This window comes from Microbacterium sp. AR7-10 (genome assembly GCF_001878835.1).
GTDB classification, from domain to species: Bacteria; Actinomycetota; Actinomycetes; order Actinomycetales; family Microbacteriaceae; genus Microbacterium; species Microbacterium commune.
Genome location: NZ_MJIR01000094.1, coordinates 1 through 17,659 on the forward strand (window position 1 = coordinate 1; position 17,659 = coordinate 17,659).

Below are 17,659 nucleotides of genomic sequence, written 5' to 3' on the forward strand. Positions count from 1 at the left end.
CGTCGAGCTTGGTCGGCGTGATCACCTGCACGCCGACCAAGCTCGACGGCGCGCAGCGCAAGCTCATCGAGGACTTCGCGAAGAAGACGAAGGCCCCGGGCCCCAGACTCGCCCAGTTCCAGCAGGGGCTGTTCTCGAAGCTGCGCGACCGCTTCCGCAGCCACTGACCGACTCCCGCACCACAGCCGATCGGAGCCCCATGGCCCTGCACTTCGTCGTACCCGACTGCACCGACGCCGCGATCGGAGAACTCGTCCGGTTCACCGGCGCCGAGGCGAAGCACGCGTCGCTGGTGCGTCGTGTGCGCGTCGGCGAGACAGTGACGATCGGCGACGGCCGCGGTGTGTGGCTCGAGGGCGCGGCGGAGGACGTCACCGCATCGCAGGTGAGCGTGCGGATCACCGAGCGCCGCGTGCACGACGGCCCCGAGACCCGCATCGTGCTCGCGCAGGCTCTCGCGAAGGGAGACCGCGACGAGCTGGCCGTGCAGGCCGCGTGCGAGCTCGGGGTCGACGAGGTGATCCCGTGGCAGGCCGCGCGCAGCGTGTCGCGCTGGGAGGGACCGAAGGCGGCGAAGGGCCGCGAGCGCTGGGCAGCGATCGTGCGCGAGGCGGCCAAGCAGGCGCACCGCGCCTGGGTCCCCGAGGTCTCGGCGGTGCAGTCCACCGCCCAGCTCGCCGAGCGAGCAGCGCACGCGCGACTGCTCGTGCTCGATCCGTGGACCGAGACGCCGCTCACCGGCATCCGTCCCGACGGGCGCGATCTCGTGCTGGTGGTCGGACCCGAAGGCGGCATCGCCCCCGACGAGCTGGAGCGTCTCGAGGCGGCGGGCGCCGAACGCGTCCGCCTGGGCGACACGGTGCTGCGCACCTCGACCGCCGGCCCCGCCGCGATCGCGGTGCTCTCGGCCAACCTGGGCCGCTGGTGAATAGACTTGCAGGCATGAGCGAACCCTCGATCTTCACCCGCATCCTGAACGGGGAGATCCCCGGCGACATCCTCGCCGAGAACGACCGCGTGTTCGCGATCCGCGACATCGATCCGCAGGCTCCGCTGCACGCACTCGTGATCCCCAAGACCGAGCAGTACCGCGACGTCACCGAGCTCGCCGCCGGCGACCCCGGCCTGATGGCCGACATGGTCGCCGTCGCCAAGCAGATCGCCACCGAGCACGCCAACGGCGAGTACCGCCTGATCTTCAACAACGGCGCCAGCGCCGCGCAGTCGGTGTTCCACGTGCACGCGCACGTGCTCGGGAACATCGAGGAGGGCAAGCTCGTTGGCTTCTGACGACAGCGCACCCGCCGAGAGCGGCCCCCCGCGATTCCCCGCGCAGCCCGAGCGCGTCGAGCGCATCTTCGCCGACGGCGTCGCCATGGTGCAGCTGCTCGGCCCGCAGGACCGCCTGCTGCGGATGCTCGAGAAGCAGCATCCGAGCGTGCAGGTGATGGTGCGCGGCAACGAGATCACGCTGGGCGGATCGAGCGCCGACGTCGCGGCGGCGAAGCGGCTCGTCGACGAGCTGATCGAGATGACCCGCTCCGGCCACGACCTCGCGCCCAGCGACGTCGAGCACTCCGCGCGCATCCTCCGTCGCGACGACGGGCCCCGACCCAGCGAGGTGCTCGGTGAGGCGATCCTGTCGACCCGCGGCAGGGTGATCCGTCCGAAGACCCTCGGTCAGAAGGAGTACGTCGACGCGATCGAGCAGAACACCATCGTGTTCGGCATCGGTCCGGCCGGCACAGGCAAGACCTACCTGGCGATGGCGAAGGCCGTGCAGGCGCTGCAGCGCAAGGAGGTGCAGCGCATCATCCTCACCAGGCCGGCTGTGGAGGCGGGGGAGAGGCTCGGGTTCCTGCCGGGCTCGCTGACCGACAAGATCGACCCGTATCTGCGCCCGCTGTACGACGCGCTCAACGAGATGATGGACCCCGAGGTCGTGCCGCGCCTGATGGCGACCGGCACCATCGAGGTCGCCCCTCTCGCGTACATGCGCGGCCGCACGCTGAACGATTCCTTCGTCGTGCTCGACGAGGCGCAGAACACCACCCCCGAGCAGATGAAGATGTTCCTCACCCGCCTGGGCTTCGGCACGAAGATGGTGGTCACCGGTGACATCACTCAGATCGACCTGCCCCAGGGTGCGTCCGGACTCCGTCTGGTCACCCGGGTGCTCGGCGACATCGACGACATCCACTTCTCACGACTGACGAGCGACGACGTCGTGCGGCATTCGCTGGTCGGCCGCATCGTCGACGCGTACAGCGAGTACGACGAGCAGCGCACCGCAGCGCGGGTCGAGCGCGAGCAGGCGCACCAGTTCGCGAACCGCGCCGAGCGCCGCAACGGGCAGCCGCAGAAACCCCGAGACCGCACGCCGAAGCGAGGCCTGAAGTGATCGAGATCAACAACGAATCGGCGATCGCCGTCGACGAGACCGTGCTGCAGCGACTCACCGACTTCAACCTCGCGCAGCTGCACGTCAGCCCCGACGCGGAGGTCGCGATCGTGCTCGTCGACGAGGGCGCCATGGAGTCGCTGCACGTGCAGTGGATGGATGAGCCGGGCCCCACCGACGTGCTGAGCTTCCCGATGGACGAGCTGCGTCCGGGCAGTCCGGAGAACCCGACGCCTCCCGGCCTGCTCGGAGACATCGTGCTGTGCCCGCAGGTCGCGGAGGCTCAGGCGCAGACCGCCGGTCACTCGCTGATGGACGAGCTCATCCTGCTGACCACGCACGGTCTGCTGCACCTGCTCGGCTTCGACCACGCCGAACCCGACGAGGAGCGTGAGATGTTCGGGCTGCAGAAGTCGCTGATCGAGGGCTTCGCGCGCGTCGAACGCGGTCGATGACCCCCGCGATACTCCTCGCGGCCGCCGTGCTGCTGGTCGCCTTCGGCGGCCTGATGGCCGCGGTCGACGCGGCCTTCTCGGTCAGCTCGAACAGCGACCTCGAGAACATGTCGGCCGATGGCCGCAACGCCGAGGCCCTCGCGCGCATCGCCGCCGATCCCGCGCCGCACGTGAACGCCGTGGCGTTCATGCGCGTGCTCTCCGAGACCACGGCCGCGGTGCTCGTCACCGTCGCGCTCGACGCCCTGCTGCCGAGCATCTGGTGGGCGATGCTGGCGGCCGCGGTGCTGATGACGGCCATCACGTTCGTGCTCGTCGGATCGAGCCCCCGCTCGTTCGGCCGGCTGCACGCGACGTCGATGCTGCGCACCTGGGCGCCCGTCGTGCGCGGCATGCGCATCCTGCTCGGGCCGCTCGCCCAGGCTCTCGTCTCGGCCGGTCAGCGCGTGACACCGGGCACCGGCCGCAGCAGCTTCGCCTCTGAGGAGCAGCTGCTGAGCATGGTCGACGAGGCGGCGTCGAACCTGCTCATCGAGGAGGACGACCGCGACCTGATCCACTCCGTGTTCGACTTCACCGACCAGTTCGTGCGCGCGGTGATGGTGCCGCGCACCGAGATGATGACGGTGGATGCCGAGGCGACCACCACCGAGGCGATGGAGCTCTTTCTGCGCACCGGCGTCTCGCGCATGCCGGTCGTCGACGACGACGCGGATGACGTCGTCGGTGTGCTGTACCTGAAGGACCTCGTGCAGTTCGCGTACCGCGACGAGAGCGCGTGGCGTGGGCGGCCCGTGCGGCCGATCGCGCGACCGGCGGTCTACGTGCCCGAGTCGATGCGCGCCGAGACGCTGCTTCAGCAGATGAAGCGCGACGCGGTGCACGTGTGCATGGTCATCGACGAGCACGGCGGTATCTCGGGCCTGGTCACGCTCGAGGATCTCATCGAGGAGCTCGTCGGCGAGATCGCGGACGAGTACGACCGGGGACCGGCCGAGGTGGTGGAGCTGCCCGACGGCCGCTACCGCGTCAACTCCCGCCTCGGTCTGGAAGACGTGGGCGACCTGTTCGGGCTCGAGCTCGAAGACGACGACGTCGATTCGATCGGCGGCCTGCTGGCGAAGGAGCTCGGTCGGATCCCGCAGCCGGGTGCCACGGTGACCGTGCAGGGCCTCGTGCTCACCGGCGGGGCGTCGCGCGGCCGCGGGCGCGGGATCGCGACGGTGTTCGTCGAGCGGGCGGCGGCGGGTTGGGATGATGAACGCGATGGAGGACAGGGCGATGACTGATCGAGAGAAGACGCGCAGCGGATTCGTGACCTTCGTCGGGCGACCGAACGTCGGCAAGTCGACGCTGACGAACGCCCTGGTGGGTGAGAAGATCGCGATCACGAGCGAGAAGCCGCAGACCACGCGACGGGCGATCCGGGGCATCCTGAACCGCCCCGACGGTCAGCTCGTGATCGTCGACACACCCGGCATCCACAAGCCCCGCACGCTCCTCGGCGAGCGGCTGAACGACCTGGTCGAGCAGGTGCTCGGCGACGTCGACGTGATCGGATTCTGCGTGCCGGCCACCGAGAAGGTCGGCCCAGGAGACCGGCGCATCGCCGCGTCGTTGGACGGCTACTCTCGTGCGAAGAAGGTCGCGATCGTGACCAAGACCGATGCCGCGCACCGCGACGACATCGTCGAGCGGCTCATGGAGGTCGACTCGCTGCGCGAGGACTGGGCCGCCGTGATCCCGCTGTCGGCACTGACCCGCGAGCAGCTCGACGTGCTGGCCGACGAGATGCTGCAGCTGATGCCCATCGGTCCGCGCCTCTACGACGAGGGGATCGTCACCGACGAGTCGGATGAGGACCGCATCGCCGAGATCATCCGCGAGGCGGCGCTGGAGGGCGTGCGCGACGAGCTGCCGCACTCGATCGCGGTCGTCGTCGATGACGTGGCAGCCCGGGAGGACAGCGACCTCACCGACATCCACGCATCGATCGTCGTCGAACGCGACAGCCAGAAGGCGATCATCATCGGGCGCAAGGGCGCTCGCCTGCGCGACGTCGGCGCGGCTGCACGCGCGGGGATCGAGGAGCTCCTCGGCACGCGCGTGTTCTTGAAGCTGCATGTGAAGGTCGCGAAGGAGTGGCAGCGCGATCCGAAGCAGCTGGGGCGGCTCGGGTTCTGAGGGGCATCCGGGCGGGCAGCTCGCGTCGATCGCCTGAATCGCCTCCCGGGTGAGCATCCTGCCAAGCGGGGTGTTAGCATCGATGCATGCCTCTGGGCGGTCTGCTTCTTCTTAGCTGCCGCGACGAGTCCTGACAATCGGGCCTCTCTCGTCGCGGCGCTTGTGTTGGCCCGAGCACGTTTTCCGACGAAGAGAAGCAGCCCCATCATGAAGAACAACCAGAAGCCCTCCTCGATGCCGGTGCACAAGTACCGTCCCTTCCACGAGCAGATCCGCATCGATCTCGAAGACCGCACCTGGCCGTCGAAGCGGATCACCGAAGCGCCGCGCTGGTGCGCGGTGGATCTGCGCGACGGTAATCAGGCGCTCATCGACCCCATGTCGCCCGAGCGCAAGCGCGTGATGTTCGAGCTGCTCGTGAGCATGGGGTACAAGGAGATCGAGGTCGGCTTCCCGTCGGCCAGCCAGACCGACTTCGACTTCGTGCGGCAGCTGATCGAAGAGGACCTCATCCCCGACGACGTCACGATCCAGGTGCTGACGCAGTGCCGTGAGCACCTGATCGAGCGCACCTACGAGGCCATCACCGGGGCCAAGCAGGCCATCGTGCACTTCTACAACTCCACGAGCGTGCTGCAGCGCGAGGTCGTCTTCCGCTCCGATCGTGAAGGCGTCAAGCAGATCGCCCTGGAAGGCGCGCGTCTGTGCCGGCAGTTCGAGAAGCGCATCCCCGACACGCAGGTCTACTACGAGTACTCGCCGGAGAGCTACACGGGCACCGAGCTGGAGTACGCCGTGGAGGTCTGCAACGCCGTGCTCGACGTGCTCGAGCCGACGCCAGCCCGCAAGGTCATCATCAACCTGCCGGCGACCGTCGAGATGGCCTCGCCCAACGTGTACGCCGACTCGATCGAGTGGATGAACCGCCACCTGGCCCACCGCGAGAACGTGATCCTGTCGCTGCACCCGCACAACGACCGCGGCACCGCGATCGCCGCGGCCGAGCTCGGGTATCTCGCCGGCGCCGACCGCATCGAGGGATGCCTGTTCGGCAACGGCGAGCGCACCGGGAACGTCGACCTGGTGGCGCTGGGCATCAACCTGTTCACGCAGGGCATCGACCCGCAGATCGACTTCAGCGACATCGACCAGGTCAAGCGCACGGTCGAGTACTGCAACCAGCTGCCCGTGCCCGAGCGCAGCCCGTGGGCGGGCGACCTCGTCTTCACCGCGTTCAGCGGATCGCACCAGGACGCGATCAAGAAGGGGTTCGAGGCCATGGCCGCGAAGGCCGCGGACCAGGGCGTATCGGTCGACGAGATCGAGTGGGGCGTGCCCTACCTGCCGGTCGACCCGAAGGACCTCGGCCGTTCGTACGAGGCCGTCATCCGCGTCAACTCGCAGTCGGGCAAGGGCGGCGTCGCCTACCTGCTGAAGACCGACCACGCGCTCGACCTGCCGCGCAAGCTGCAGATCGAGTTCTCGGGTGTGGTGCAGGCGAAGACGGATGCCGAGGGCGGCGAGGTCACCAGCGAGCAGATCTGGTCGATCTTCCACGACGAGTACCTGCCGTCCGACGACGAGAGCGCGAAGTGGGGTCGTTTCGAGCTGCTCGGCACGCAGACCCGCAGCGACATGTCGGGGGAGGTCGCGCTCGACGTCGTGCTGCGCGACGGGGAGACCAGCGAGCAGGCGTCCGGTCGGGGCAACGGCCCGATCGCGGCGTTCATCGAGGTGCTGCGCGAACGCGGCTTCGAGATCTCGCTGTACGACTACGTCGAGCACACGCTCTCCACCGGCGGCGACGCGCAGGCGGCCGCCTACGTCGAGCTGCAGGTCGACGACCAGCGGCTCTGGGGCGTCGGCATCGACGGCGACATCTCGACGGCGTCGCTCAAGGCGATCGTCTCGTGCGTGAACCGCTCGATCCGCACCCGCGAGGCCGAGCTCGCCGGAGTCTGAGCGCGCATGATCCCGATCACGGCTTGATGATCGGGATCATGCCCGTCTCGGTGGCCACCTTGCGGCGGTACAGGCGGCGCTGCTCGGGCAGCGACACGTCGAACACGACGGCGAGCACCCGGATCACGGCGGTAACGACGATCCCGATCACCGCGGCGAGCGTGATCGAGACGTCGAAGGCGTTCAGGATGATGATGGCCGTGCATCCGGCGCCCGCTGCCACGGCGTAGAGCGAGCCGACGTGCATGATCGCGACGGGCAGACCCATCAGCACATCGCGCAGCACCCCGCCGCCGACGGCCGCGCACACGCCGATGAAGACCGCGGGAACGGGAGGGATCCCGAATGCGATCGCCTTGCTGACGCCGAACGCGCCGAACATGCCGATCACGGCGGCATCGAGGACGACGATCAGGGTGTTGATGCGGTTCAGCACGCCGGCGAGCAGCATCCCGAACAGCGCCGCACCGGTCGCGGTGATGAGGTACCAGTCGTTCTGCAGGGTCGCGGGGGGCTGACCGATCAGCAGGTCGCGGATGAGACCGCCGCCCATGCCGATCATGATGCCGATGATCGCGACGCCGAGCCAGTCGAGGCGGCGCTGACCCTGGAAGCCGGAGGCGAACATCGCCCCCTGGATGCCGCCGAGCCCGACGCCGAGCAGATCAGCCCAGAGCGGGATGGTGAAGAGCGGTTCCGTCACCCGTCCATTCTCTCGTGCCCGGGAGATAATCGAGGGGTGCCCACCTATCGAGACGAAGCGGTGATCCTGCGCACCCACAAGCTGGGTGAGGCCGATCGCATCGTCACGATGCTGTCACGGCGCAACGGAAAGATCCGCGCGGTCGCGAAGGGCGTGCGGCGCACCTCGTCGAAGTTCGGCTCCCGGCTCGAGCCGTTCATGGTCGCCGATGTGCAGATGTACAAGGGGCGATCGCTCGACATCGTGCAGCAGGCCGAGTCGCTGGGCGCCTACGGGGCCGACATCGCGGTCGACTACGAGCGCTTCACCGCGGCCAGTGCGATGGTCGAGACCGCCGACCGGCTCAACGAGGCCGAGGCGACCGCTGAGCAGTATCTGCTGCTCGTCGGGGGGCTGCGGTCGCTCTCGCGCGGCGAGCATGCCGCCCGCAGCATCCTGGACTCCTACCTGCTTCGCGTCATGGCCCTGTCGGGCTGGGCTCCGGCTCTCGATGACTGCGCCCGATGCGGCGCGCCGGGCCCGCACCGGCATTTCGGGGCGCAGCTGGGCGGGTCGGTCTGCGACGCGTGCGCCCCCGCCGGCAGCCCGCGGATCTCGTTTTCGTCGCTGGCGCTGCTGCGGGCGCTGATCGGCGGCGACTGGACGATGGTGGATGCCGCAGCTCCGGCCGACATGGCAGCCGCGTCCGGCACGGTCGCCGCATACGCCCAGTGGCATCTCGAGCGCGGCATCCGCTCCCTCGAGCACGTCACCCACCCGTCGAGCATTGGAGCACGGTGACCCCGAAGCCCTACACGCACAAGGACGCGGTGCCGTTCCGCCCGCTCGACTGGACGGGCAGGACTCCGCCGGCGTTCCCGGCCGTGCCGGAGCATGTCGCGATCGTGATGGACGGGAACGGACGCTGGGCCAACCGCCGCGGCCTCAGCCGTGTCGAGGGTCACAAGGCCGGCGAGGAGGTGCTGCTCGATGTCGTGGCCGGCGCCATCCAGGCGGGGGTGAAGCACCTGTCGGTCTACGCGTTCTCCACCGAGAACTGGGCCCGCTCGCCGGAGGAGGTGCGCTTCCTGATGGGCTACAACCGCGACGTGCTGCATCGGCGGCGCGATCAGCTCAACGAGTGGGGCGTGCGGGTGCGCTGGGCCGGGCGCACGCCGCGCCTGTGGGGATCGGTCATCAAGGAGCTGCAGTTCGCCGAGCAGCTCACCAAGGACAACGACGGGCTCACCCTCACCATGTGCGTGAACTACGGCGGCCGCGTCGAGCTCGTCGACGCGATGCGGGCCATGGCGGAAGAGGTGAAGGCGGGGCGGATGCGCCCGAGCGCCATCACCGAGAAGCAGATCCGCAGGCACCTGTACGTGCCGGACATGCCCGACGTCGATCTGTTCCTGCGCAGCTCGGGGGAGCAGCGCACGTCGAACTTCCTGCTCTGGCAGGCCGCGTACGCCGAGATGGTCTTCCTCGACACGCTCTGGCCGGACTTCTCCCGCGAGGAGCTGTGGCGGGCGATCGAGATCTACCTGGCGCGGGATCGCCGCTTCGGGGGAGCCGTGGACGCGCCCGACGCGCCCGCCTGACGCGGCTGCCTGAGGCGGCTGGCAGCAGCCTGCTGCCTGACGCGGCTGGTAGCAGCCTGCGCCTGACCTGCGCGGCTCAGGTGTCAGTCGCCTCCCAGGGTGGCGTCTCGTCGTGGGCGGCCCAGTCGCCACGCGCCGGCCAGTCGACGTGCGTGTCGGGTGGCTCGGACCGTGCCGGATCACACGTGTCGGGTGGCCAGGGCCCGGTGGGCACGAACATGACGCGGCGAGGCGGCGGGTCGAGGTGGGTGCGCCCGGAGGGGCTGGTCCACTCGAGCGACCAGTCGGGCAGCTGACGGGCAGTCCAGCGGAACTGCGCCGGTATGTCCGGATGCTTCAGAGCATGGTGGGTGAGGCAGAGGTAGGCGAGGTTGTCGGTGCGGGTGGGGCCGCCGCGGGCCCAGTCGATGGTGTGGTCGGATTCGCAGCGGTGGACGGGCATGCGGCAGCCGGGGAAACGGCAGTGCTGATCGCGGGCGCGCAGGTATCGGCGCATCGGCTCGGTCGGGGTGTAGGTGTCGGTTTCGGTGACGAATCCGGTCGGGTCGAGGAACAGACGGGTCCATCCGGTGGACTGCCCGGCGAGTCGACGGGCAGTGTCGGGGTGCAGGGTGCCATGGCCGTCGAGCTGGGCGGGGGTCTCGTCGACACCGGCGAGGGTGGTCGCGGCGACCGTGACCTGGATGCGGGCGTGGATGTTCTCGAGACCGGTGCCCATGATCGCGCTCGGTGCTGCGCTGAGCAGGAGGTCGCTGAGCAGTTCGGTGCGGATCTCGTCCAGCGCGCGGCTGTCGGTCGGGATCTGGACGACGGTGGGACCCGCCGCGATGATGCGCTCCATCGCGTCGTCGTGCGCCTCCCACGCCCCCGGGACATCGAACAGGTCGAACGGGTCGAACGGGTCGGTGGCGCAGGTGTCGCCGGTTCCGGAGATCGCCCCGGTGGCAACCGCGGTGGCCTCGGCGGCCGCCGCTGCGGCCGCGGCGCGAGCGGCCTCGAACTCGAGATCGGCCTCGACGTCGGAGGGGAGGGTGGGAGTGCGGTTCTCGGGATGCTGTCGCTGCGTGCGGGCCATCGTGGTGAGACGGTCGAGGAGGGCGACGGCCTTGTACGTGGGCATGATCGCCTGCAGCAGAGACATCTCATCGTCGAGCTCCCGCACGCTCACCACCTGCTGAGCGGTCGCCGCGCGGTGCCGCTCGGCCACTGTCTGCGGCGCGAGCGCCGCGACGAGCTGCCGCACGTGAGCCCGAGTTCGGGCCGGGGCTTCGGTCTCGGCGAACTCCAGTGCTGCCGCCTCGTACAGCGCCCACTGCGCCTCGGTCGCCGTACCGTCGCTGCGCGCCTGGACCAGTGGGCCCGCCGCACGGAGGATCTCGCGCACATGCGCCGCGCCGATCCGCCCGGCGGCGTACGACGCGCGCGGGTTCGGGAAGTCATCGCGCAGTGCGCGGGCGTCCGAGAATGCCTGCTCGACGGCGCCCTTCGCCATCCTCCCGGCTGCGGAGTACTCCGCCACCATCGACCGGCGGATCGCCTCACGATGCATCGGGGCGGTGGCGACATCGGCATCCATCACCTCCACGCGCTGAGCCAACAGCGTCGCCGCCCGCGCCTGGAGGCGGTTGATCTCGGCGCGCACATCGAGCCACTCGTCCAACAGCTCGCGCTGCCGGGCGAACGGATCAATCGATGTGGTGGCCATACGAGAACGGTAGAACATACCTCCGACATTCAGTTGTCGCAGGCAGAGCGGGCGCTCAGGAATCGGCGACGGCGAGCCGCGCGAGCCAGCGCTCCGTCTCGCGCGGATGGCGGAAGCGCACGATCGTCAGATGCGGATGCCGCCGTTCGACATCCGGCATCCGCTCCGTCCACTTGTGCAGAGTTCTTGTCTGCCACAGCAGGAGGTTCTCCTCGGGGTCGCGCCGGAACATGTTCGAGATCCCGCGCTCCCGGTTGCCGTTCCACAGCTCGGTCCTCAGCACCTGCCGAGCGACCGTGCGGCGCACGAGCCGCGTGCGCACCACGCGGTACGGATAATCGAGCCACAGCACGAGCTCTGCGCGAGGAGCGAGCACCGCCTCTGTGCCCCTGCTCGTGTACTGCCACTCGGTGATCCAGCGCTCATCGGCGGCGAACGCCCGCACGTCGTCGAGGAACTCGGGCCGAGGTGTCCACTCCGGCCCGTGGAACAGGGCGTCGAGCTCGACGTGACGCAGGTTCCAGATCACGGCGAGGCGCCGCGCGAGCGTGGTCTTGCCTGATCCCGTCACTCCGGCGATCAGCACCCGCGACGGTCGCAGAGGGAGGGCGTCTTCGGCAGTCAGCACCCGAGAAGGCTAGTCGATCGGGAATATGCGCACCGGGGCATGCGGTTGTCACCCATGTGAGCGAACCCATCTCCATCGACATCTGGTCCGACATCGCCTGCCCCTGGTGCTACATCGGCAAGCGCAACCTCGAGAAGGGGCTCGCCGCGACCGCCGGCGATGACGACGCGCCGCAGGTGCGGATCACCTTCCACTCGTTCGAGCTCTCGCCCGACACCCCCGTCGACTTCGACGGCGACGAGATCGACTTCCTCGCCGGGCACAAGGGCATGCCGCGCGAGCAGGTCGAGCAGATGCTCGGGCAGGTGACGAGCGTCGCCGCGGCGGCGGGGCTGGAGTACCGTTTCGATCTGCTGCAGCACACGAACACCGTCAAGGCGCACGAGCTGCTGCACTTCGCGAAGGCGAAGGGCCTGCAGCACGAGATGGAGGAGAGGCTCATGTCGGCCTACTTCACCGAGGGCAGGCACGTGGGTCGTGTCGATGATCTGGTCGCCCTGGCCGAGGAGGTCGGGTTGGATGCCGCCGAGGCGCGCTCAGCGCTCGAATCGAGCGCCTACCTCGACGCCGTCCGCGCAGATCAGGCGCAGGCGCGCGCCTACGGCATCAACGGCGTGCCGTTCTTCGTCATCGACGGCCAGTACGGCGTGAGCGGTGCCCAGCCTCCCGAGGCGTTCGAGAACGTCATCCGCGACGTGTGGGCGCAGAAGAGCGCCGCGAGCTGATCAGCGACCCGCCTCCGTCAGAGCCGTCTCGATCGCCGAGACGATCTCGACGGAGTCCGGGAGCTGCTTCGGGCGGAAGCGCTGCACCGACCCGTCCGCGCCGACCAGGAACTTCTCGAAGTTCCACTCCACCCGGCCGGCCCTGCCATCGGCATCCGGAGTCTCCTTCAGAGCCTTGTAGAGGTCGTGCGCGCTGCGTCCGTTGACCTTGACCTTGTCGTTGATCGGGAAGGTGACGCCGTAGCTGGTCGAGCAGAACTCGAGGATCTTCTCGATCGACCCCGGCTCCTGACCGAAGAACTGGTTGCAGGGGAAGCCGATGACGCTGAAACCGCGATCGGCGTAGCGCTGCTGCAGCTGCTCGAGCTGCGTGTACTGCGGAGTGAGCCCGCACTTCGACGCGACGTTCACCACCAGCAGCACGTCTGCGCCGATGTCGTCGAGAGTCTTCGAGGCGCCCTCGGTGTCGGTGAACGGGATCTGTCGCAGGGTCGCATCGGCCATCTCCACAGCCTAAACGCGCGGTGCCCTGGTCCGGCCGCCGTCTGGGAGAATGGACAAGACATGACTATCGCCCCTGACTCCGCTCTCGACACCGCCCCGGCCCCCGCTCTGCGCATCGGCCCGATCGCACTGGACACCCCGGTGGTGCTGGCCCCGATGGCGGGTATCACGAACACGGCATTCCGCCGGCTGTGCCGGGAGTACGGCGCAGGCCTGTACGTGAGCGAGATGATCACCTCGCGCGCGCTCGTCGAGCGCAACGCCATCACGATGCGACTCATCCAGCATCACGAGAGCGAGACCGCCCGGTCGATCCAGCTCTACGGCGTCGATCCCGCGACGATCGCCGAGGCCGTGCGGATCATCGTGGCCGAGGATCGCGCCGATCACATCGACCTGAACTTCGGCTGCCCGGTTCCCAAGGTCACCCGCAAGGGCGGCGGCGCCGCGCTGCCGTGGAAGATCGGCCTGTTCTCCGACATCGTCCAGCGGGCGGTGAAGGCGGCGGGCGACGTGCCGCTGACCGTGAAGATGCGCAAGGGCATCAACAAAGACCACCTCACCTTCATCGACGCCGGCCGGGCGGCGGAGGATGCCGGTGCGGCCGCCGTCGCGCTGCACGCGCGCACGGCCTCGGAGTACTACTCCGGCCACGCCGACTGGAGCGCCATCGGCGAGCTCAAGCAGGCGGTCACCAGCATCCCCGTGCTGGGCAACGGAGACATCTGGTCGGCCGCCGACGCGGTGCGGATGATGGAGGAGACCGGCTGCGACGGCGTGGTCGTCGGTCGCGGATGCCTGGGCCGGCCGTGGCTGTTCGGCGAACTCGCCGCGGCCCTCGGACCTTCTGCCCAGCCGGGTGGCGAGCCCGCACCCGTCGTCGACGCGACGCTCGGCTTCGTCAAGGACGCCTTCCGCCGGCACGCGGAGCTGCTGGTGGAGTTCTTCGAGGACGAGGATCGCGGCTGCAAGGACATCCGCAAGCACGTCGCCTGGTATTTCAAGGGCTACCCGGTGGGCGGCGAGCTGCGCGCCGCGCTGGCGCGGGCATCCACCCTCCAGGAGATCGACGACCTGCTCGGCACGATCGGCGACGCGCCGTACCCCGGCGTCGGTGCGGAGGGCCAGCGCGGGCGCGCCGGTTCGCCCAAGCGAACCGCCCTGCCCGAGGGCTGGCTCGACTCGCGCGAGATCGGCGAGGGCGTCGGCGACATGATGCGCGGAGCGGAGACCGAGAACGATGGCGGCTGACCTCGTGCACGGCTACGACGAGCATGACGCCGAGCGCTTCTTCGCGGAGACCCATCGGTCCGAGCGCGACCACTTCTCCCGCGACCGCGCACGCGTGCTGCACTCCGCGGCGCTTCGGCGCCTCGCGGCGAAGACCCAGGTGCTCAGTCCGGCCAGCACCGCCGACTTCGCGCGGAACCGGCTCACGCACTCCCTCGAGGTCGCCCAGGTCGGCCGCGAGCTCGCCAGCGCCCTGGGCGTCTCGGCCGACGTGGTCGACACGGCCTGCCTGAGCCACGACCTCGGGCATCCGCCGTTCGGGCACAACGGCGAACGCGCCCTGAACGAGTGGGCGGAGGACATCGGCGGCTTCGAGGGCAACGCGCAGTCGCTGCGCATCCTGACCCGCCTCGAGGCCAAGGTGCTCGACGACAGCGATCACTCCGTCGGGCTCAACCTCACCCGCGCCAGCCTCGACGCGACCTGCAAGTACCCGTGGACCGTCGACGAGCCCGTGCCGGACCCGGGCGGGCGGCTGAAGTTCGGCGTGTACCCCGAGGACGAGCCGGTCTTCCGGTGGATGCGCGACGGAGCCCCGGGTCGCGAGCGGTGCATCGAGGCCGAGATCATGGATCTGTCCGACGACATCGCCTACTCGGTGCACGACTTCGAGGACGCGATCGTGAACGGCTACGTCGATGTGGCGCAGCTGTCGGATCCGGTCGAGCACCACCCCCTCGTCGGCCGCATCCAGCAGTGGGTCGGGTACGACTACACCCGCGACGAGCTGGCCGACGCGCTCTACCGACTCACCCGCGAGACGATGTGGATGCGCTCGTTCGACCGATCGCGTCGTGACCTCGCCCGGCTGAAGAACCTCACGAGCGACATGATCGGGCGCTTCGCGCGCGGCTCGGTGGCCGCGACACGGGCGGCGTACCCGGGTGAGACGCTCGCGCGGTACAGCGCGCACGTCGTGATCCCTCGTGAGGTCGAGACCGAGATCGCCGTACTCAAGGGCATCATGGGTCAGGCCATCGTCACGATCGACGCCCGGAAGGGCGTGTACAAGGAGCAGCGTCGCGTGCTGCAGCGACTGGCCGACGCGCTGTGGTCGACCGATGCCCTGTGGTCGGCGGGAGCGGACGTGCTGGAGCCCGCGTTCTCGGCGGATTTCCTCGCGGCGGACTCCGATGCGCAGCGCGCCCGGGTGGTCGTCGACCAGATCGCGAGCCTGACCGACCAGACCGCCGTCGACTGGCACAACCGTCTCGTCGGCGAGATCGATCCCGCCGAGGTGGGGATCTGGTCACCGCGTCACGCCCGGCCCGGGGTGCGCCACCGAGCTGAATCCCGGGTGGTCGTCGAAGGGGCCGTCTGATGCCGCGCATCCTGCAGGCGGACGTCGAGGAGGTCAAGACCCGCACGAACATCGCCGACATCGTGGGGGAGCGCGTCGCGCTGAAGTCTGCCGGCGTCGGATCGCTCAAGGGCCTGTGTCCGTTCCACGACGAGAAGAGCCCGAGCTTCCACGTGCGCCCGCAGGTCGGCTATTACCACTGCTTCGGCTGCGGCGCCTCGGGAGACGTCTACTCGTTCCTGCGCGAGATGGATCACGTGAGCTTCACCGAGGCCGTCGAGCGGCTCGCCGCCCGCGTCGGCTACTCGCTGCATTACGAAGACGGCGGGGCCGCGCCGGAGACCAGCGGCCGCAGCCGGCTGTACGCCGCCAACACCGCGGCGGGGGAGTACTTCCGGTCGCAGCTGCTCAGCCCCGAGGCGGAGAGCGCGCGGCGCTTCCTCGGCGAGCGCGGGTTCGATGCGGGCGCCGCCGCCCATTTCGGCGTCGGCTACGCGCCGCGCGGGTGGGACAACATGCTCAAGGCGCTGAGCGCACAGGGGTTCACGCGCGATGAGCTCACGGCGGCCGGTCTCGTCTCGGCCGGCCAGCGCGGCGTCTACGACCGGTTCCGTGGCCGAGTCGTCTGGCCGATCCGCGACGTCACCGGTCAGACGATCGGGTTCGGCGCGCGCAAGCTCTACGACGACGACCAGGGGCCGAAGTACCTGAACACCCCCGAGACGCCGATCTACAAGAAGGCGCAGGTGCTCTACGGGCTCGACCTGGCCAAGCGCGACATCAGCAGGGGTGACCCGCGTCGCGTCGTCGTCGTCGAGGGGTACACGGATGTGATGGCGTGCCATCTCGCCGGCGTCACGACGGCGATCGCGACCTGTGGCACCGCGTTCGGTGCGGAGCACATCAAGGTGCTTCGCCGGGTGATGGGCGACGACTCGGCGGCGGGCGAGGTGGTGTTCACGTTCGACGGCGACGAAGCGGGACAGAAGGCGGCCCTGCGCGCGTTCAGCGAGGACTCCCGCTTCACCGCGCAGACTTTCGTGGCCGTCGCGCCCGACGGCCTCGATCCGTGCGACATGCGTCTGCAGCGCGGCGATGCCGCTGTGCGCGGGTTGATGGATGCCAAGGTGCCGATGTTCGAGTTCGCGATCGACCGCAAGCTCGCCGGCTACGACCTCTCGACCGTCGAGGGGCAGGTCGGTGCCCTGCGTGCCGCAGCGCCGATCGTCGCCGAGATCCGCGACGAGCTGCTGCGCCCCGGATACGAGCGGGTGCTCGCCCGCCGACTCGGGATGGACCCCACGGCCGTGCACCAGCAGGTGCAGCGCGCGGCACGCGGAGAACGCGAGCAGCCCGCACAGCGTCAGCAGCCGCCGCCCGCCGGGGACGGCGTCGAGAGCACCACACGGGTTCGCCTGGTGGACCTGCCGCGCACGCCCGAGGTCGCGCTCGAGCGCGATGCGCTGATGGGCGTGCTGCAGTACGGTCACCGACTCGACCAGGAGGTGCTCGCGCGTGCGCTGAGCGAGCCGTTCCGGCATCCGGCGCTGGACGCGGTGCGCGACGCCGTGGCGTCGGTCGGCGATCGCACCCGCGTCGGCTGGGCGACGGCGGCGGCGGACAGCGTTCGCGAGCCGTACCGCAGCCTCGCGGGGGAGCTGCTGATGATGCCGTTCCCGGCACGCGACGACGAGGGCGCACTCGCCTCGTCGGCTGACCTGTGCCGGCGGCTGATCCTGCGCAGCATCGAGCGCGAAAAGCAGGAGCTGCTGGGTGCCGTGCAGCGGGTGCCGGCCGACTCGGACGGCGGCCGTGCGCTGCGCATGCGCCTGCGCGATGTGGATGCCGAGCGGCTGCGGTTCACCGAGTCCTGAGCGCTTTCGCTCGCGGAACCGGCAGGATGGACGGTATGCCTGCCGACAGCGAGTTCGCGATCGACTGCCACGACCTGGTCATCGACCGGATCGGGCACGGCGGAACGACCCGCGCGGTCGACGGCGCTGTCTCTTATACACATCTGACGCTGCCGACGAACTCTAGGGTGTAGATCTCGGTGGCTGCCGGATCACATTCTAAAACACATGTAACTACGCAAATTACGGGATAAATATATCTCACAAATTAAATAATCTAGTGCACTAGAAACTCTACTTAACATTCTGCAAAAAAATGACTCATTATTAAACAATACCAGAGCTCATGAAATTAACAAACTCAATCAT

Annotated in this window: 18 protein-coding genes and 1 pseudogene; 15 read left to right on the forward strand and 4 right to left on the reverse strand. The window is 69.1% G+C overall.

Annotated features, from left to right (window positions below):
* The 8 genes and pseudogenes from BFN01_RS15920 to leuA form a co-directional block, all read left to right on the forward strand.
* Positions 1 to 167: pseudogene (locus BFN01_RS15920) on the forward strand (molecular chaperone DnaJ); the annotation flags it as partial.
* 32 nt (positions 168 to 199) lie between these two features.
* A complete protein-coding gene (locus BFN01_RS12860) occupies positions 200 to 928 on the forward strand; it encodes a 16S rRNA (uracil(1498)-N(3))-methyltransferase (protein ID WP_071644743.1) in 729 nt (242 codons plus the stop codon).
* A 14-nt stretch (positions 929 to 942) separates the two neighbouring features.
* Positions 943 to 1,290 carry an HIT domain-containing protein gene (locus BFN01_RS12865; RefSeq protein ID WP_071644744.1) on the forward strand — a complete coding sequence of 116 codons (348 nt, stop codon included), beginning with the start codon at positions 943 to 945 and terminating at the stop codon, positions 1,288 to 1,290.
* Positions 1,291 to 1,375: 85 nt separating this feature from the next.
* Entirely contained in the window at positions 1,376 to 2,401 is a 1,026-nt protein-coding gene (locus tag BFN01_RS12870; protein ID WP_083428811.1) for a PhoH family protein, read from the forward strand.
* Positions 2,398 to 2,856, forward strand: coding sequence for an rRNA maturation RNase YbeY (gene ybeY / locus BFN01_RS12875; protein ID WP_071644745.1), 459 nt, complete (start codon positions 2,398 to 2,400; stop codon positions 2,854 to 2,856). The genes BFN01_RS12870 and ybeY overlap by 4 nt, the downstream gene beginning before the upstream one ends.
* Complete coding sequence (locus BFN01_RS12880) at positions 2,853 to 4,145, forward strand: hemolysin family protein (RefSeq protein WP_071644746.1); 1,293 nt, start codon at positions 2,853 to 2,855, stop codon at positions 4,143 to 4,145. The genes ybeY and BFN01_RS12880 overlap by 4 nt, the downstream gene beginning before the upstream one ends.
* Positions 4,138 to 5,040, forward strand: a complete 903-nt coding sequence (gene era / locus BFN01_RS12885; protein ID WP_083428810.1) for a GTPase Era — start codon at positions 4,138 to 4,140, stop codon at positions 5,038 to 5,040. The genes BFN01_RS12880 and era overlap by 8 nt, the downstream gene beginning before the upstream one ends.
* A gap of 207 nt (positions 5,041 to 5,247) precedes the next feature.
* Positions 5,248 to 7,002 (forward strand): 2-isopropylmalate synthase, encoded by a 1,755-nt coding sequence (gene leuA, locus BFN01_RS12890; protein WP_071644748.1) that lies wholly within the window; start codon positions 5,248 to 5,250, stop codon positions 7,000 to 7,002.
* A gap of 16 nt (positions 7,003 to 7,018) precedes the next feature.
* Here leuA and BFN01_RS12895 read toward each other — a convergent pair whose 3' ends face one another.
* A complete protein-coding gene (locus tag BFN01_RS12895; RefSeq protein WP_071644749.1) occupies positions 7,019 to 7,705 on the reverse strand; it encodes a trimeric intracellular cation channel family protein in 687 nt (228 codons plus the stop codon).
* A 36-nt stretch (positions 7,706 to 7,741) separates the two neighbouring features.
* On the opposite strand from BFN01_RS12895, the gene recO reads away from it, so the two are divergent.
* Together recO and BFN01_RS12905 are read left to right on the forward strand one after the other, a co-directional pair.
* Positions 7,742 to 8,485 carry a DNA repair protein RecO gene (gene recO, locus BFN01_RS12900; RefSeq protein ID WP_071644750.1) on the forward strand — a complete coding sequence of 248 codons (744 nt, stop codon included), beginning with the start codon at positions 7,742 to 7,744 and terminating at the stop codon, positions 8,483 to 8,485.
* Positions 8,482 to 9,285, forward strand: a complete 804-nt coding sequence (locus tag BFN01_RS12905) for an isoprenyl transferase (RefSeq protein ID WP_071644751.1) — start codon at positions 8,482 to 8,484, stop codon at positions 9,283 to 9,285. The genes recO and BFN01_RS12905 overlap by 4 nt, the downstream gene beginning before the upstream one ends.
* A gap of 76 nt (positions 9,286 to 9,361) precedes the next feature.
* Here BFN01_RS12905 and BFN01_RS12910 read toward each other — a convergent pair whose 3' ends face one another.
* The gene (locus tag BFN01_RS12910; protein ID WP_071644752.1) at positions 9,362 to 10,990 is read right to left on the reverse strand and encodes an HNH endonuclease signature motif containing protein; all 1,629 of its coding nucleotides are present in this window, start codon (positions 10,988 to 10,990) and stop codon (positions 9,362 to 9,364) included.
* 55 nt (positions 10,991 to 11,045) lie between these two features.
* The gene (locus BFN01_RS12915; RefSeq protein ID WP_071644753.1) at positions 11,046 to 11,618 is read right to left on the reverse strand and encodes an AAA family ATPase; all 573 of its coding nucleotides are present in this window, start codon (positions 11,616 to 11,618) and stop codon (positions 11,046 to 11,048) included.
* A gap of 56 nt (positions 11,619 to 11,674) precedes the next feature.
* Between BFN01_RS12915 and BFN01_RS12920 the strand changes: the two genes are divergently transcribed.
* A complete protein-coding gene (locus BFN01_RS12920; protein WP_071644754.1) occupies positions 11,675 to 12,343 on the forward strand; it encodes a DsbA family protein in 669 nt (222 codons plus the stop codon).
* Here the strand turns inward: BFN01_RS12920 and BFN01_RS12925 are convergent, their stop codons facing one another.
* On the reverse strand, positions 12,344 to 12,847 hold the full coding sequence (locus tag BFN01_RS12925; RefSeq protein WP_071644755.1) for a glutathione peroxidase: 504 nt from the start codon (positions 12,845 to 12,847) through the stop codon (positions 12,344 to 12,346). It abuts the gene before it with no gap.
* A 60-nt stretch (positions 12,848 to 12,907) separates the two neighbouring features.
* On the opposite strand from BFN01_RS12925, the gene dusB reads away from it, so the two are divergent.
* From dusB to BFN01_RS15535, 4 genes are read left to right on the forward strand one after another with little or no spacing between them, the layout of a single operon-like run.
* Positions 12,908 to 14,098 carry a tRNA dihydrouridine synthase DusB gene (gene dusB / locus BFN01_RS12930; RefSeq protein WP_071644756.1) on the forward strand — a complete coding sequence of 397 codons (1,191 nt, stop codon included), beginning with the start codon at positions 12,908 to 12,910 and terminating at the stop codon, positions 14,096 to 14,098.
* Complete coding sequence (locus BFN01_RS12935) at positions 14,088 to 15,458, forward strand: deoxyguanosinetriphosphate triphosphohydrolase (protein WP_071644757.1); 1,371 nt, start codon at positions 14,088 to 14,090, stop codon at positions 15,456 to 15,458. The genes dusB and BFN01_RS12935 overlap by 11 nt, the downstream gene beginning before the upstream one ends.
* On the forward strand, positions 15,458 to 17,311 hold the full coding sequence (gene dnaG / locus BFN01_RS12940) for a DNA primase (RefSeq protein ID WP_071644758.1): 1,854 nt from the start codon (positions 15,458 to 15,460) through the stop codon (positions 17,309 to 17,311). The genes BFN01_RS12935 and dnaG overlap by 1 nt, the downstream gene beginning before the upstream one ends.
* Positions 17,312 to 17,346: 35 nt before the next feature.
* Positions 17,347 to 17,484: a hypothetical protein gene (locus BFN01_RS15535; RefSeq protein WP_177243870.1), complete on the forward strand. Its 138-nt coding sequence runs from the start codon at positions 17,347 to 17,349 to the stop codon at positions 17,482 to 17,484.
* The last annotated feature ends 175 nt before the right edge of the window (positions 17,485 to 17,659 follow it).